We start from the raw sequence: 15,756 nt of genomic DNA on the forward strand, positions 1-15,756 counted from the left end.
TGGCTGGTCGCTTCAGGCGGCATCCCATGCCACCGCCGGCAGCATGGCCACGGCGGGCCGGGCAAACAGGAAGCCCTGGAAGAGGCCCACGCCCAGCGCCTGCAGTGCGTGCACTTCGTCGGAGCTTTCGACGCCCTCGGCCACCACCCGGATGCCGAGTTCGCTGCAGGTGCCGACAAAGCCTTTGACGATGCTGAGCCGGACGGGATCGGTGTGGATGTTGCGCACCAGGCCCATGTCGACCTTCACCACATCGGGCTGGAAGCCGGCCAGGAGTTCGAAGCCGGCATAGGCGGCGCCGAAGTCGTCGATGGCGGAAGTGAAGCCGAAGGCCTTGTGGGCATGAAAGGCGGCGGCAAGCCCCGGCAGATCGGCCACGTGTTCGCACTCGGCAATCTCGAACATCAGGCGGTGCACCGGAAAGTTGCACCGCCGGGCCGTGTCCATGGCGCTGTGGAAGCACTCGGTGCGCTCGGTGAGATCGTTGGGCCACACGTTGAGGCTGAGCCTCGATTCCATGCCCAGCGCCGAAGCCGTCTCGATGGCCTTGATGCGGCAGGCCTCGTGAAACGCGAACCGGTGCCGCGGACTCACGCGTGAAAGCACCTGGACCGCGCCCTCCCCCGACATGCCGCGCACCAGCGCCTCGTGCGCGAAGATCTCGCGCCGCTCGAAATCCACGATCGGCTGGAAAGCCATCACAAACCCGGCATCGGAGCCGGGAAAGCTGGCATTGGCCGCTGTTGGGGTAGTCACTGGTGTGGATTTCTCGCGGGGAGAGTGATGTTAATTACTTTTACCTACAACGCGGACGATAGCGTATAAATGTAACCCGCCCATCAGCCAATACCCTTTTGAGCCAACTGGCGAGCGCGTTCGGCGATGGCGAGCCTCTTGGCTTCATCGTAGCCATGGGCCTTGATCGAGAATGCCTTGCTCACGCTGCCCTTGCCTGCGGTGTAGGTAATGGCCAGCCAATAACCGGGGTGGTCGTGGCGGGGCTGCTTGTAGTGCACGCCGCTCACGCCGCTGGAATTCGACTTGCGAAGGATCTCGGAGCGGGAGCGCTTGCGCGGCGCGGGAGTCGCGGTCGGCGCACTTGCGGATTTGCGGATCGACTCTTCGGCGGGATGCAGGGCCGCCAGTCCCGTCATGTGCTGCAACTGCTTCGCCCGCTCCTCGATGGCCATGGTGCGCGCCGCATCGCCCCAGTTTTGAATCGGAAAGTTGGCGCGCAGTATTTCGTCGGCCGCGATGTAGGTCTTGGCAAGCCACGAGAGCCCTCTTCCGTCGGGCGACGCGAGGCAGAAAACGCCCGTCACGCCGGTGGTGTTGTTCGCCCGTTGCTTTTCCGCCCGCTCGCGCCGCGTGGCCGGGGGCACGCTCCGCACGACGGCATCGCGCCATTCCTGCGCCTGCCGCAGCGCATGCTCGGCGCCGCCGTAGCTGCCGTTGCCGAACTGCTGGAAATACCGGACCCCGCGCCGGACGATGGAAACCTCGAACCCCCACGGGCGGGCATAGATCCCGTACATGGGCGCTGGATTGGGAACACCTTTTGGCATCGGAAAGAATTCTAGAAGGGCAATTCGAGTTCGATCCACACCGGCGCATGATCGCTCGCGCCCGGACGGCCGCGCACCTCGCGGTCCACATTGGCGTCGACCAGCAAAGGCGCGAGCTCCTCGTTCAGCAGCAGGTGGTCGATGCGCAGCCCCGCATTGCGCGGCCAGCGGTTGCGCCAGTAGTCCCAGTAGGTGTAGATCGCCTCGCCCGGATGGCGGGTCCGGATCGCGTCGGTCCACCCCTGGGCCAGCAGGCGCGCAAAGGCGGCGCGGCTTTCGGGCTGCAGCAGCGCGTCATTGCGCCACGAGGCCGGGTTGTAGATGTCGGCGTCGGTCGGCACCACGTTGAAGTCGCCGGCCAGCACAACCGGCAGGCCGCAGCCGTAGAGGCGCTGCGCATGGGCATTGAGCCGCTCGAACCATTCGAGCTTGTAGTCGAACTTGGGGCCAGGCTGCGGATTGCCGTTGGGCAGGTACAGGCAACCGATCACCACGCCGTTCACCACGGCTTCGAGGTAGCGGCTCTGGCTGTCTTCGGAGTTTCCGTCGAGCCCGCGGCCGGTTTCTATCGGCTCCCTTCCGCGCGCGAGGATGGCCACGCCGTTCCATGAACGCTGGCCATGGAACAGCACGCCGTAGCCCGCCTCGCGGATCGCCGCCGCGGGAAAGTTGGCGTCGGGAGACTTCAGTTCCTGCAGGCAGGCGACGTCGGGGCGGGACTCCTCGAGCCATTCGAGCAGGCGTGGAAGCCGACTGTTGATGCCGTTGACGTTGAAGGTCGCAATCTTCACGGGCGCTGCATGAAACAAGAGGAAGTCGGCGAATCATGGCCCGAAAGCCGCCTTCATCTTGTCGGAGAACACGCCCTGCGATGGAGACGTGCGCTGCCTGCCCTTGCCCGTCAGTGCGCCTTGGCACCTTTTTCGTACCACCCCTGCGACCGGTTGACCACGGCAACCACCAGCAGCATCACCGGCACTTCGATCAGCACACCCACCACTGTTGCCAACGCAGCGCCCGATTGAAAGCCGAACAGGCTGATGGCAGTGGCCACTGCAAGCTCGAAGAAGTTGCTGGCGCCGATGAGCGCCGACGGACCGGCCACGCAGTGCGCCACGCCCAGCTTGCGGTTGAGCAGGTAGGCCAGCCCCGAGTTCAGGAACACCTGGATGAGGATGGGCACCGCGAGCAGCGCAATCACCAGCGGCTGGCCGATGATGGCTTCGCCCTGGAACGCGAACAGCAGCACCAGCGTGAGCAGCAGCGCCGAGATCGACCACGGCCCGAGCCGTGCCGCAACGGCCTGGAAGTGCGCCGTGCCCTTCTTGAGCAGTCGCTTGCGCAGCACTTGCGCAATGATCACCGGCACCACGATGTACAGGCCGACCGAAGTCAGCAGCGTGTCCCACGGCACGGTGATCGACGAGAGCCCGAGCAGCAGCGCAACCACCGGCGCGAAGGCCACTACCATGATCGCGTCGTTGAGCGCCACCTGCGAGAGCGTGAAGTACGGATCGCCCTTGCACAGCTGGCTCCACACGAACACCATCGCCGTGCACGGCGCGGCCGCCAGCAGGATGAGGCCCGCGATGTAGCTGTCGAGCTGCGTTGGCGGCAGCAGCGGCGCGAACACATGGCGAATGAAGATCCAGCCCAGCAGCGCCATCGAGAACGGCTTGACCGCCCAGTTGATGAAGAGCGTGACGCCGATGCCGCGCCAATGCGCCTTGACCTGCCCGAGTGCCGCGAAGTCGATCTTCAGCAGCATCGGGATGATCATCACCCAGATCAGCACGCCCACCGGCACGTTGACCTTGGCCACCTCCAGCGAGGCGATGCCCCGGAACGCGCCGGGCAGCCATTGGCCCAGCGCAATGCCTACAACGATGCACAGCGCGACCCAGATCGTGAGGTAGCGCTCGAAGAAGCCGATGGCGGGGCGCGGTGCGGACGATGCAAGGGCCGTAGCGGTATGGGTGCTCATCTCAGCACGCACATGCCTGGGCCGCCGCGGGCAGGCAAGCCTCGCCCTGGCAGCAGTTCTCGGTGAGGTAGCCGATGAGCGCGTTCATCCGCTCGAAGGCGGCGCGGTAAATCAGGTTGCGGCCGCTTCGCTCTTGCGTCACAAGACCGGAATGGGTCAGTTCCTTGAGGTGGAACGAGAGGCTGGTGGCCTGCACGTCCAGCGCATCGACCAGCGCACCGGGCGTAAGCCCCGCTGGGCCCGCCACCACCAGCGCGCGAAAAACCTGAAGGCGCACGGGCTGGGCCAGCGCGGCCAGCGACTTGACGATGTCTTGTTCTTCCATAATTCAATAATAGTTGCATAATCGCAAGAATGCAATCGCCCAACCCATCCATCACCATCTTTCACAACCCCGCGTGCGGCACCTCGCGCAACACGCTGGCGCTGATCCGCAACAGCGGCGAAGAGCCCCGGGTGGTCGAATACCTGAAGACGCCGCCCGGCAAGGAGACGCTGCTCGAGCTGCTCGCCGCCATGAAGATGCAGCCCCGCGCGCTGCTGCGCGAAAAGGGAACACCCTATGCCGAACTCGGGCTGGCCGATCCAAAGTGGACGGACGAACAACTGGTCGACTTCATGCTCGCGCACCCCATCCTGATCAACCGGCCCATCGTGGTCACGCCCCTGGGCACCCGGCTCTGCCGCCCATCCGAAGAAGTGCTCGACATTCTTCCCTCGCCGCAAAAAGGCCCGTTCACCAAGGAAGACGGCGAAGTCGTCATCGATGCGGAGGGCCGCCGTGTCAAACCCGCTGCCTGAGCTTCCGAACATCGATGCCGCCCTGTTCGACCGGCCTTCGCTCGAGCGCCTGTCCGGCAACGCACCGGCGCGCCATGCACCGCGCTTTCTGCTGCTGTACGGATCGCTGCGCGACCGCTCCTACAGCCGCTTGCTGACCGAAGAGGCCGCACGGCTGCTGCAGGCCATGGGCGGCGAGACACGCATCTTCAACCCCGCCGGGCTGCCCCTGCCGGACAGTGCTCCCGACGACCATCCCAAGGTGCAGGAGCTGCGCGACCTGGCGCAATGGGCCGAAGGCATGGTGTGGTGCTCGCCCGAGCGCCACGGCTCGATGACCGGCATCATGAAGGCGCAGATCGACTGGATTCCGCTGAGCATGGGCGCCGTCCGGCCCACGCAGGGCAAGACGCTCGCAGTCATGCAGGTGTCGGGCGGCTCGCAGTCGTTCAATGCGGTGAACCAGCTGCGCGTGCTCGGGCGCTGGATGCGCATGCTCACCATTCCCAACCAGTCTTCCGTTGCCAAGGCTTTTCTCGAGTTCGACGAAGCCGGGCGCATGAAGCCCTCTTCGTACTACGAGCGGGTGGTCGACGTGATGGAAGAGCTCGTGAAGTTCACCCTGCTCACGCGCGACGCGGCCGGCTACCTCGTCGACCGCTACAGCGAGCGCCGGGAGAGCGCCGAAGAGCTTGCCAAGCGGGTGAACCAGCGCGCGATCTAGGCCATTTTCGCGCCGCGTCCTACGCCGGCATGCAGGCTTTCCGACATCAGCATGCAGAGGCGTAGTTAAGGTGGGTCCGTTCAGGAGGCATGCATGAACCCATCCAAGCCGAACCCCACCCGCACCCCGCGCACCGTGCAGCCCGCAACAAGCCAGCGGGCGCCCGCCACGAAGAAATCCGAAGGCCCGGTGGCCACGCCCAAGGTCAACGAAGGCGCATCGCTCGGCAAGTCCGCCAACTCTTCCGCCGGCGGCGCGGCAGGACAGCTGACACCCAAGGACTGAAGAGGAAAGCCGGGCGCCCGTTGGCCGACAATCGGCGCCCATGAATGCCAAGCCATCGGCAACAGCCCCGGCGACCCCGCCGCAGCCAGCGCCCCGCCCCGTCCGCATTGCGGCCACGTTGATTCTCTTGCGCGACGGCGCCAGCGGCATGGAAGTGCTGCTGCTTCGCCGCGCAGACAAGGCCGACGACCAGAACAGCGGCGCCAGCGTGTTCCCCGGCGGCGTGGTCGACACGCACGACCGCAGCCTGCACCTGATGTGCAAGGGGCTCGACGACGCAGGCGCGAGCAGGCGGCTCGGCGTGGCCGAAGGCGGGCTCGACTACTACGCCGCCGCCGTACGCGAATGCTTCGAGGAAGCGGGCGTGCTGTTCGCCTGCGACGCCGAAGACCGCGTGGTCGAGCTCGACAGGCTGCCCGCCTCGCGCCTCGAGGCCATGCGGCATGCCGCCGAGCAAGGCACCGACGCGCTGCTGGCCATGTGCGACGCGCAAGGCTGGCGTCTCGCGGTCGACCGGCTCGCCTACTTCAGCCACTGGCTCACGCCGCCCGGCATGCCGCGCCGTTTCGACACCCGCTTTTTCATCGCGGAGATGCCCGCCGGGCAAAGCGTGAAGCCGGACGGCCGCGAGACCGTCGAGCACATGTGGCTCAAGCCGGCCGACGCGGTGCATCCGGACCGCGGGCTCAAGCTGATGAACGTGACGCGCCGCACGCTCGAGCAGCTCGCCGCATTCGAAAGCACCGCCAGCTGCATGGCGCACGCGCGCGGCCTGGCCGGCATTGTGCTGAACATGCCTCGCCTGGCCGACGGACCGGCGGGGCGCCGCGCGGTGAACATCGACGAGGCGGCCTATCAGGAAATCGGCCGCCTCGACCCGCACGGCAACGGCCAAGCGCGCTATGCGCTCGAGGCCGGCCTGGCCATGCAGTTGTCCGCGCGCGTGCGACGGGTCACGGGCAGCGCCGGCGCGTCGTCATTGGAGCCGGGATCGAACAGCTATTTCGTCGGCGGCGCAGGCGGCCCGTGGGCATTGATCGCCCCGCTGCCGCACGGCGCGGCGCCGAACGAGCTGCTGCGCAAAGCGGCGCCGGGAGAGGTGCAATGGCTGCTCTCGACCGCACCGCGCACAGAGGCGGCCGATAAAGCGCTCGAAAGCCTGCGATCGTCGTGGCCTGGTGCCGTGGTGCTGTGGCCTGCTCCTGGCGAATCGCTCGACCTGGGCGGCGCCACGCTGGTGGCCCTTCCCGGCCCCGGCGGCACCTCAGCTCCCGCGCTTCAGTTTCTGCTGCCCGAGGAACGCACGCTGTTCACCGGCGCAGCCGATCCAACCGCCGCGCATGCCGGCAACGAGGTCGAATGGATTGCGCCTGCCAGCGGCTTCCTGCTGCGGCACGGCGCCTGAGCCGCGCACACCTGAACACGCTCACTGCAGCTTGCCGATGGCCGCCTTGAGCTCGTCGATGGAGGCGGGCTTGGGCAAGTGCGCATTGAAGCCTGCCTCCAGCGCGCGGCGTGCGTCGGCACGCCGGCCGAAGCCGGACATGGCAATGGAGCGCAACTCGCGCGTCTCCGGCCGCCGCCGCACTTCGGCAATGAACTGGTAGCCGTCCATCTCGGGCATGCCGAGGTCGGACACCAGCAGGTCGTAGGCATTCGATTCGAGCAGCTCCAGGCCCTTTTTTGCGCTTGGCGCAATATCGACGATCGCGCCCTCGAGCCTCAGCACCTCGGCAAACGGGGCCAGCGCGTCGGCATAGTCGTCCACCGCAAGCACGCGCCAGCCGCGCAGGCTCACTTCGGCCGGGGCTTGTTCCACCACCGCTTCGACCGCCGCGCCCACGCGCGGCAGCCACACGCTGAACTCGGCCCCCAGGCCCAACCCGGCCGAATGCACTTCGACGCGGCCACCGTGGGCCCGCGTCAGTTCATGCACCAGCGCCAGGCCGATGCCCAGCCCGCCATTGGGAGGCGTCGCGTCGCTGCTGGCCTGGTTGAACATGCCGAACACGTGCGGCAGAAACTCCGGCGCAATGCCGCAGCCGGTGTCGGCCACGATCAGCTTGCCGAAGTTCTCGTCGGCCGCAACGCGCACCGTGATGCGGCCGCCGTCGGGCGTGAACTTCACGGCGTTGCTGAGCAGATTCCACACGATCTGCTCCATGCGTATGCGGTCGCCGTTGCACAGCACGCCGGCTTCGCAGTTCGCGTCCAGCGTCAGCTTCTTGCCGGCCACATCGTTCACCGCGGCCTGCGCCGTGGTCTGCACCAGCTCGCCCAGGTCGACGGGCACGCGATTCAGCCGCAGCTTGCCGGTGCGGATGCGCGAAAGGTCGAGCAGGTCGTTGATGATGCGCGTCTGGCTGGCCACGGCGCGCTTGATGGTTTCGCCCAGCCGCCGCACCGCCGGCACCTCCGCGGTGGCCGGCATGTGCATCAGCAGCTCGGCATTCATCTGGATGAGGTTGAGCGGCTGCTTCAACTCGTGCGACATCACCGCCAAAAACTTGTCCTTCAGCTCGTTGGCCGCCTGCGCGCTGAGGCTGGCCTTCTTCTCCTTGAAGAGCCGGTGCTCCTGGGCGAGCTCATGCTGCTTGGTGCCCGTCATGTCGCGCGCGATCTTGGCAAAGCCACCGCCCGCGGCGGGTTCCATCGGCGTGGTCACGCCACTGCAGAAAAAACGGCTGCCGTCCTTTCGCTGGTGCCATCGCTCGTCTTCGGCCCGGCCCAGTTCCACCGCGCGGCGCATCTCGCGCTCGGGCACGCCGTTGGCCTGGTCTTCGGCGGTGAAGATCACCGCCAGCGGCCGGCCGATCATCTCTTCCTCGCTGTAGCCGAAGATGCGCTGGGCGCCTGCGTTCCAGGTGGTGATCTGGCCCTGCTCGTCGCAGGTGATGATGGCAAAGTCGCGCGTGGTGGCGGCCACCATGCGCAGCCGCTCTTCGCCCGCGCGCACCTTCTCTTCCGCGGCACGCAGTTCGGTAATGTCGAAGAAGTTGAGGATCGCGCCTTCGATCTTGTCTTCTGCCGTGCGGTACGGGAGTATTCGCGCCATGAAGTGGCGCCCGTCCACGCTGGCAACGTGCCGCTCGGTAATGCGCAGGTCCTTGAAGGCCGCGGCCGTGTCTTCCGCAAGCTCCGGGTAGTTGAGCCGGCTCGTGATGTCGAACAGCGAGCGCCCCAGGTCCGACGGAATCAGGTTGAACAGCTTGCTCGCGTGCGGCGTGTAGCGCTTGATGTGCATGCCGCGGCTCACGAACACCGTTGCAATCTCCGACGACGTAATGAGGTTCTGCAGGTCGTCGTTGATGTGCCCGCGCTCTTCCACCTTCATCTTGAGCTCGAAGTTCACCGTCACGAGTTCCTCGTTCATCGACTGCAGCTCTTCCTTGCTGGTCTCGAGCTCTTCGGTGGCGGAGCGCAACTCTTCGTTGATGGCCTGCAGCTCCTCGTTGGAGGCCTTCAGTTCCTCGGTCGAGGTTTCGGCGCCTTCGATGGTTTCCTGCAGGTGCAGCTTGAGCTGGCGGATCTGGTCTTCCATCTGGCCGATGAGCAGCTCGCGCGCCGCATCGGCCGTCTCGGCGCCCTCGGGACGCACGCTGTCTTCGACCTCGTCGAACACCACCAGCGTAAGCCGCGGTGCGTCTTTATCTTCACCGTCGCCCTGTTGAAGCGGGCGCACCGTGATGTTCAGGAACACCTGCCGCCCATCGTCACGGCGTTGCACCAGGCGCGTTTCCACGCTGCCTGAAGTTTGCGCGGCTTTGAAGAGCGCGGTGCGCAGCTCCAGCCGCAGGTCGGGCCGCACGTTGTTCAGCAGGTTGTTCGACGGCTCGCCCCCGGCGCGCTCCAGAAAGCGGCCGACACCGCTGGACAGGTGCAGCACCTCGTACTCGCCGTTGATGAGCACGCTGGGCGGCGAGAACTGCTCGAGCGCGCGCTGGTGCAGCTCGGCAAAGCTCAGGCGCTCGGCGCGCTTGGGGGAGCGCAGCGCTTCCATGGGGCTGGGCGCGCCTGGCTTGAACGGCGCATCGCTGATGAGCGGCATGTGGCGCCCGCTCGGCAACTCGGGGTTGGCGCGGTAGATGCGGTTCTTCTTGTCGACCGCGGTGAACAGGCTGCCCACCGCGTCGATCGATTCCGAAGTGCCCAGGAACAGGTAGCCCCCCGGCCGCAGCGCAATGCGGAACATTTCCAGCACATGCGCTTGCGCCGCGCGGTCCAGGTAGATCAGCAGGTTGCGGCAGCAGATGATGTCCAGCCGCGAGAACGGCGGATCGCGCAGCAGGTTGTGCAGCGCAAAGAGCACCGGCTCGCGCACCGTGGTCGCCACGCGGTACTGGTCTTGTTCGGGCACGAAGAACTGCTGCAGCCGCGAGGGTGAAATGTCCTCGGCGATACCCTGCGCATAAAGGCCCCTGCGCGCCGTGGCAATCGCCCGCCCGTCGATGTCGGTGGCAAATATCTGTATGTCCAGCGGCTTGGCCTGTTTGTCGATCTGCTCGCGCAGCAGGATGCTCAGCGAATACGCCTCCTCGCCGGTGGCGCAGCCCGCCACCCAGGCGCGCACCTGCTCGCCAGGCTGCCTGGCTTCGATCAACCTGGGAAGCGCATCTTGCTCCAGCCCCTCGAAGGCTTCGGGGTCGCGAAAGAAATTGGTCACGCTGATGAGCATGTCCTGCAGCAACGGAGTCGCCTCTTCGGGATGGTCGTGCAAAAAGTTGCGGTAGGCCGGCAGGTCGGCCAGGCGGTTCACCTGCAGCCGGCGCTCGATGCGCCGCAGCACCGTCGCGCGCTTGTAGTGGCGAAAGTCGTGCCGCGTGTAGGTGCGCAGCAGGCCCATGATTTCCTGCAGCGCTTTTTCTGCCCGCTTGGCCGCCTCGCCCGTGTCGGGCTCCTGGAAGAGTTCCGCATGCCCGTCGTAGGGCATGCGAATGCGCTGTGCGTTGAGCCAATGCTGGACCAGGTGCTCGCCCATCTCGGCCGCGGGCAGCACGATGTCGACCATGCCGGTGGCAATGGCGGCGCGCGGCATGCCGTCATGCGCCGCGTCTTCGGGCGACTGCGCCATGGCAATGCCGCCGTGCTCCTTCACGCGCGTGAGCCCCACCGCGCCGTCGCTGCCGGTGCCCGACATCACGATGCAGACGGCCCGCTCCTTGTGCACTTCGGCCATGGTGCGAAAGAACACGTCCACGGCCAGGTGCAGGCCCTTGATCCGCTCGCTGGGCGTGGCCTGCAGGTGGCCGTCGTTCATCGTCAGGTCGACCCCGGGCGGAATCACGTACACATGGTCCGCCTCGACCGGCACCGGCTGCGTGACCTGCATCACAGGCATTTGCGTGGAGCGCTGCAGTATGGCGGCCGCATTGCTTTCATGCGTGGGCGACAGGTGCAGGATGACGACGAAGGCCATGCCCGCGTCAGCCGGCATCTGCTCGAAGAAACGGATCAGCGCCTCCAGCCCGCCCGCGGAGGCGCCGATGCCGACGACCGGAAAACTCAGCGTGCTGGGCGTGAGCTTGCGTTCATCGGCAGAGGAAGGCGAAGGCGGATTCGATTTGGGCATTGGGATGTCATTGCGGGAGCCGCAGCCCCGGAGCCTGCCGCGCGGCGGCATTCGATCTTGAAATTCTGCCCCTTGTGGCCGCCATATTCCGGGTTTGCGGTCGGTTTTTTCCCTGATTTTCGCGGTTTGCACCGTGCGGGCCGGGCAAGCCCGCAGACGGCAGGGTTTTCGCGCTGTTCCTACACACCGCGTCGGCCGCATCTTGCCGCCGACAGGCGCCCGCGGCGCATGGTCGCGGTTTTCTCTTCTCCTTCTTGAGAACCCACCATGCAAGCCATGCCATTGCGATTTCTCCTTCCGCTTGCCCTGGGCGCACTGCTCACGGCCTGCGGCGGCAGCAACACCGGTTCCAGCGTCGAATCGCCGGGTGCCGGCAAGAGCGCAAAAACCGCCACGCTAGAAGCCGGCGCCGCCGCCCTGCAGGACAAGCCGCCGCTCGATGCGCTGAACGCGTACCTGGACGGCTTTCATTTCTACAGCGGCAACATGCAGGCCCAGATGGAGGCGCACCACTACTGCTCGGTGCTGAACGAAGAGCTGATCCAGTGCGTGATCTACGACGGCAACGTGAAGAACGCCAGGATCATGGGCGTCGAATACATCGTGAGCGAGCGGCTCTTCAAGTCGCTTCCGCCGCAGGAAAAGGCCCTATGGCACAGCCATGTGCACGAGGTGAAGTCCGGGCAGCTCATCGCGCCCGGCATTCCGCAGGCCGCCGAACACGAGCTCATGAAGAAACTCATCGGCACCTACGGCAAGACCTTCCACACCTGGCACACAGACATGCACAAGGAACTCCCTACCGGCGTGCCGCAGCTCATGATGGGATTCACCGCCGACGGCCAAGCCAACGCCGACATGGTGGTGCAGCGCGACAAGCGCTTCGGCGTCGATTCCGCGGAGAAGAAAAAGAACCGCGAGGACATACCCGCTCCCGCCATTGCCGAAGGCGCGGACAACTGGCAAAACGGCAAGGCGGTGCAGCTTGCGGACCCCACGGGCGCCGAGCCGCACGCTGGGCACGGGGCACCGCCCCCCGGCAAGTAGGACGACTGCCATCGCCACAGGGTGCTCGCACCGGCCGACGGCACGTCGTCCGACGTATCGCCCACGATGCAATGCCTAGCTTCGGAGCGATGCAACCGCCCGCCCTTACTTCCCTTGTCCTTGCCTTCGATTCGTCAGCCCATGCGCCGGCGCCTCCCGCAGCGCAGCCGATGAACATCGGCGTGCTCACCTTTCATCGCTGCATCAACTACGGCTCGTACTGGCAGGCGCGCCTGCTGGCAGAAGCGCTTCGGAACATGGGCCACCGCGCCGTGCTGCTCGACCATCACTCGCACCGCGTGAACATGGCCGAATGGCGCTGCGCCCTTCAGCCGGTGCTGCCCACTCCGGTCTCTGGTGCGGACCGCAAGCTCTATGCGCACAAGACGCGCAAGTTCCTGGCGTCGATCGCCTCGCTCCCGCTCTCGCGTCCATTTGTGCTGGAGAACCCGCAGGACATGGAGGCGTTCGACACTGTGGTGGTCGGCAGCGACGAAGTGTGGAACCTCTCCCATCCCTGGTATGGGCGCTGCCCGCTTTTCTTCGGCGAGCGGATCCGCACCAGGCGGCTCGTTGCCTATGCGGCGAGCTTCGGCAACTACCCGGCCGAGCAAGGTTTGCCGCAACAGTGGGCAAGCATGCTGCACAAATTTCACAGCGTGTCGGTGCGCGACGCCAACTCGCGCGCGCTGCTGGGCAAGGCACTGGGGCACGCACCCGAACTGGTGCTCGACCCTTGCCTGCAGTTCGCGCCGCCGGCATCCGGCGATCGGCCCCGCAAGAGCGGGCAGGCGCCGCGCCATGTGGCCGTGTATGGCCACAACTTCAGCGACTGGTTCGTGGTGCGCATGCGCGAGTGGGCGCGCAAGCGGAATATGCGCCTGGTGAGCATCGGCTACCGCAACGACTGGGCCGACACCCAGTGGCTCACCGCCGGCCCCGAAGACTTCGCGCGCTTCATGGCCGATGCGGACGCGGTGGCAACCAACTTCTTTCACGGCTGCGTCTTCGCGCTGCGAAACCGCAAGCCCTTTCTCTGCGAGAACTCGGCCTACCGCGCCATCAAGATTCGCGACCTGCTGTTTGCGCTCGGCGCGCAGCATCATTTGGCGGATGCCGGCACGCCGGCTTCGCACTGCGACGCAGTGCTGTCCGAACCGCTCGCGCCTTCGGTCGAGGCTCGCATCGCGGCCCTGCGTGCCTCGTCGGCAGGCTTCCTCCACCAGGCGCTGCGGGAGGAATCGGATGCGCCCGCACGGGAGCGCGCCCATGCATGAACGGCGGCTGCAGCCGACACCCGCCAGCATCGTGCGCTCGGGCCTTTGCATCGGGTGCGGCAGCTGCGTCGCGCAGTCGCGCAGCGCGGAGCCGGCACCCTCTGCGACCGGCAGCGAGGCGCCCCTCATGCGGCTCAACGGGTATGGCGAGCTCAAGCCCCAGGGCCCCGCGGAGTGGCTGCGCATGGGCCCCACGGCCTTCTCTCGCACCTGCCCTTTCTCTCCATCGGCGCGCAACGAAACCGAACTCGCGGCCGACCTGTTCCCCGGTTCCGCTCATGACGATCCGCTGGTGGGCCGCTTCGACGGCGGCTACGTGGGGCATGCCGACGAAGCAGACTTTCGCGCGCAAGGCAGTTCCGGCGGCATGGTCAGCTGGACCGCCGCGGAGCTGCTGCGCGCCGGGCTTGTCGATGCGGTGGCCCATGTGCTGCCTTCCGGTGGCGACCGCTTCTTTCGCTACGGCCTGTCGCGCACGCCCGAGGAGATCGGCACCGGTGCCAAGTCGCGCTACTACCCGGTCGAAATGTCGGAAGTGCTCGAGACGATCCGCGCCGTTCCGGGCCGCTATGCCGTGGTCGGCGTGCCCTGCTTCATCAAGGCCGTGCAGCTGTTGCGGCGCGAAGACCCGCTGATGCGCGAGCGCATTGCGTTCACGCTGGGCCTGTTTTGCGGCCACATGAAAAGCGCGCGCCTGGTCGAGAGCTTCGCCTATCAGATGGGCGTGAACGTCGCGGACATCCGCAGCGTGGAATACCGGCTGAAGGACGAGCGGCGGCCCGCCAACTGGTACACCGCGCAGTTCGTTCTGCGCGACGGCCGCAGCGTGCAGCGCGACTGGTTCCACCTGGCGGAGGGCGACTGGGGATCGGGCTTCTTCCAGAACGAGGCCTGCAATTTCTGCGACGACGTGGTTTCGGAAACGGCGGACATCTCATTCGGCGATGCATGGGTGGAGCCCTATGCGTCGGATGGGCGCGGAACCAACGTGGTGATCGTCCGTTCGCCGGTGCTGCACGAACTCGTTGCCAACGCCATTGCCGCTGGGCGCCTGCAACTGACGCCGGTCGATGCGGCGTTTCTTGCGCAAACGCAGGCCGCGGGTTTTCGCCAGCGGCGCGAAGGCCTGGCCTATCGCCTCAGCTGGCGGCGGCGCGGCTGGAGGGGAGGCGTTCTGCAGCCCGTCAAGCGGGTGCCCCCCGGCCGGGCGTTGCCCTGGCGCCGAAAGCTGATCTACCGCATGCGCGCCGTCATCACCCGATGGAGTCGGCAGCTGTTCGCGGCCACGCGACGGGCGGGCGGCCGTTCGCTCTACGTGCACTGGGCGCGCGGTGCGCTATCGCTCTACCACGCACTGGCCTATTCACGGGGGCGCATCGGCTCGTGGGTGGCGCGGCTGGCGCCGGACGAGCGGGGCGGCTGACGCCCGCGGCCTCTCGATCAGCCGCCGCCAACGCCCACGTTCACCTTGCCCGTGCCGCCGCACTCGGGGCAGCTTTCTCCGCTGTTACGGCGCCCGCTGCCGCCGCACAGGCGGCACACGGTTTCGCCGGTACCGGGCGCGCCGGGCGGAGCCTCGTCGCCGGGCTGCATGGGCGGGGGCTGCACCAGGTCCACCGATGCGCCCGGGTCTTCTTCGCCCGCGACCGACTCCGAGAACGCTCCGGGCCGGATCTGCTTGACCGAATCCTTGTTCATGCCTGTCTGCCCCGTAAAAAGTGGAACACGGCAGCAAGCATCGGCTGCATGCAAAGGCACCGCGCCAGCAGACGCCCACAGGCCCCGTCGGATAGCGCCCACAGCTTCTGGCCGCACCGCGCATGGGCATGCCGATTGCCGAAAACGCGTCGGCGCATCGCCGGTATTCCACCGCACGGCCCGCAGCCGGAGAAGAAATTGCCAGGCCCCATTGACCGCACCACCACCGCCCCCGAGATTGCCCGCGCAAACGCCCAGGCACCCGAGGCGGACAACGCGCACGCCGCAGGGCGCTGGAACCTCCGGCGCAATATCGCAATGAAGCCGCGCGTCTTCATGCTGCACATCGGCGCGGCGGCCGGCATCAGCTGCGCGATCGGCATCGGGTTCTGCATTGCAGGCTATCCGCTGGTGCTGGGCTTCTGTGCCTGCCAGGCCCTGGCGCTGCTGGTGGCCATGGTTCACTATGCGGTTCACGCGCTCGACGGCGAGCAGCTCGTGCTCACCGGCAATGCGCTCGAAGTGCGATGCACGCGCGGCTTTCGCTCGCACACCGTTCGCCTCGACCCTTGCTGGACGCGGCTCGAATGCACGGCGGGCGCCGAGCCGCCCACGCTGTGCAGCGGCCGCACCCGCGTGCCCGTGGCGGTGTACCTGGCCGAGCCGCAGCGCCGCCGGTTTGCCGCGGAGTTCGGCCGCATGCTCGCTGGCACCCGCATGCCGGGCACGGTCGATCGCACGCCGGGCACGGCCGATTGCACCTCGTAGCGCGTCGTCGTACCAGGCATGCGGCTTGCCGAACGCGAGTGCCCTTCACCCCACGCGCC

The 15,756-nt window shown here is 66.8% G+C and carries 15 protein-coding genes; 8 read left to right on the plus strand and 7 right to left on the minus strand.

Going from position 1 to position 15,756, the window contains the following annotated elements; genetic code table 11:
* Positions 1–12: 12 nt before the first annotated feature.
* The 5 genes from V9L20_RS00520 to V9L20_RS00540 form a co-directional block, all read right to left on the minus strand.
* Entirely contained in the window at positions 13–756 is a 744-nt protein-coding gene (locus tag V9L20_RS00520; protein ID WP_337295080.1) for an EAL domain-containing protein, read from the minus strand.
* 83 nt (positions 757–839) lie between these two features.
* Complete coding sequence (locus V9L20_RS00525; RefSeq protein ID WP_337295081.1) at positions 840–1,535, minus strand: AP2 domain-containing protein; 696 nt, start codon at positions 1,533–1,535, stop codon at positions 840–842.
* 41 nt (positions 1,536–1,576) lie between these two features.
* Positions 1,577–2,356, minus strand: coding sequence for an exodeoxyribonuclease III (locus tag V9L20_RS00530; RefSeq protein ID WP_337295082.1), 780 nt, complete (start codon positions 2,354–2,356; stop codon positions 1,577–1,579).
* A 110-nt stretch (positions 2,357–2,466) separates the two neighbouring features.
* Positions 2,467–3,549, minus strand: a complete 1,083-nt coding sequence (gene arsB / locus V9L20_RS00535; protein WP_337295083.1) for an ACR3 family arsenite efflux transporter — start codon at positions 3,547–3,549, stop codon at positions 2,467–2,469.
* Between the two features lies 1 nt (position 3,550).
* Positions 3,551–3,874 carry an ArsR/SmtB family transcription factor gene (locus V9L20_RS00540; RefSeq protein WP_258505600.1) on the minus strand — a complete coding sequence of 108 codons (324 nt, stop codon included), beginning with the start codon at positions 3,872–3,874 and terminating at the stop codon, positions 3,551–3,553.
* A 29-nt stretch (positions 3,875–3,903) separates the two neighbouring features.
* On the opposite strand from V9L20_RS00540, the gene arsC reads away from it, so the two are divergent.
* From arsC to V9L20_RS00560, 4 genes are all read left to right on the plus strand, one after another.
* On the plus strand, positions 3,904–4,350 hold the full coding sequence (arsC, locus tag V9L20_RS00545) for an arsenate reductase (glutaredoxin) (protein ID WP_258505599.1): 447 nt from the start codon (positions 3,904–3,906) through the stop codon (positions 4,348–4,350).
* Positions 4,316–5,053 carry an arsenical resistance protein ArsH gene (gene arsH, locus V9L20_RS00550; RefSeq protein WP_337295084.1) on the plus strand — a complete coding sequence of 246 codons (738 nt, stop codon included), beginning with the start codon at positions 4,316–4,318 and terminating at the stop codon, positions 5,051–5,053. Before arsC ends, arsH begins: the two co-directional genes overlap by 35 nt.
* Positions 5,054–5,146: 93 nt before the next feature.
* On the plus strand, positions 5,147–5,338 hold the full coding sequence (locus V9L20_RS00555; RefSeq protein WP_337295085.1) for a hypothetical protein: 192 nt from the start codon (positions 5,147–5,149) through the stop codon (positions 5,336–5,338).
* A gap of 40 nt (positions 5,339–5,378) precedes the next feature.
* Positions 5,379–6,743, plus strand: coding sequence for an NUDIX domain-containing protein (locus V9L20_RS00560; protein ID WP_337295086.1), 1,365 nt, complete (start codon positions 5,379–5,381; stop codon positions 6,741–6,743).
* Positions 6,744–6,764: 21 nt separating this feature from the next.
* On the opposite strand, the gene V9L20_RS00565 is transcribed toward V9L20_RS00560, so the two are convergent.
* Positions 6,765–10,907, minus strand: a complete 4,143-nt coding sequence (locus V9L20_RS00565) for a CheR family methyltransferase (RefSeq protein WP_337295087.1) — start codon at positions 10,905–10,907, stop codon at positions 6,765–6,767.
* 276 nt (positions 10,908–11,183) lie between these two features.
* On the opposite strand from V9L20_RS00565, the gene V9L20_RS00570 reads away from it, so the two are divergent.
* The 3 genes from V9L20_RS00570 to V9L20_RS00580 all read left to right on the plus strand — a co-directional run bounded on the left by V9L20_RS00570 (position 11,184) and on the right by V9L20_RS00580 (position 14,654).
* Positions 11,184–11,954: an OBAP family protein gene (locus tag V9L20_RS00570; RefSeq protein WP_337295088.1), complete on the plus strand. Its 771-nt coding sequence runs from the start codon at positions 11,184–11,186 to the stop codon at positions 11,952–11,954.
* Between the two features lie 89 nt (positions 11,955–12,043).
* Positions 12,044–13,231, plus strand: a complete 1,188-nt coding sequence (locus tag V9L20_RS00575; protein ID WP_337295089.1) for a polysaccharide pyruvyl transferase family protein — start codon at positions 12,044–12,046, stop codon at positions 13,229–13,231.
* Positions 13,224–14,654, plus strand: coding sequence for a Coenzyme F420 hydrogenase/dehydrogenase, beta subunit C-terminal domain (locus tag V9L20_RS00580; protein WP_337295090.1), 1,431 nt, complete (start codon positions 13,224–13,226; stop codon positions 14,652–14,654). The genes V9L20_RS00575 and V9L20_RS00580 overlap by 8 nt, the downstream gene beginning before the upstream one ends.
* A gap of 17 nt (positions 14,655–14,671) precedes the next feature.
* On the opposite strand, the gene V9L20_RS00585 is transcribed toward V9L20_RS00580, so the two are convergent.
* Positions 14,672–14,929, minus strand: coding sequence for a hypothetical protein (locus tag V9L20_RS00585; protein WP_281150270.1), 258 nt, complete (start codon positions 14,927–14,929; stop codon positions 14,672–14,674).
* Between the two features lie 198 nt (positions 14,930–15,127).
* Here V9L20_RS00585 and V9L20_RS00590 point away from each other — a divergent pair, with 198 nt between their 5' ends.
* Entirely contained in the window at positions 15,128–15,697 is a 570-nt protein-coding gene (locus V9L20_RS00590) for a DUF2244 domain-containing protein (RefSeq protein WP_337295091.1), read from the plus strand.
* Positions 15,698–15,756: the final 59 nt, after the last annotated feature.

Source organism: Variovorax sp. CCNWLW225 (assembly GCF_037204045.1).
In the GTDB taxonomy this organism is placed as follows: domain Bacteria; phylum Pseudomonadota; class Gammaproteobacteria; order Burkholderiales; family Burkholderiaceae_C; genus Variovorax.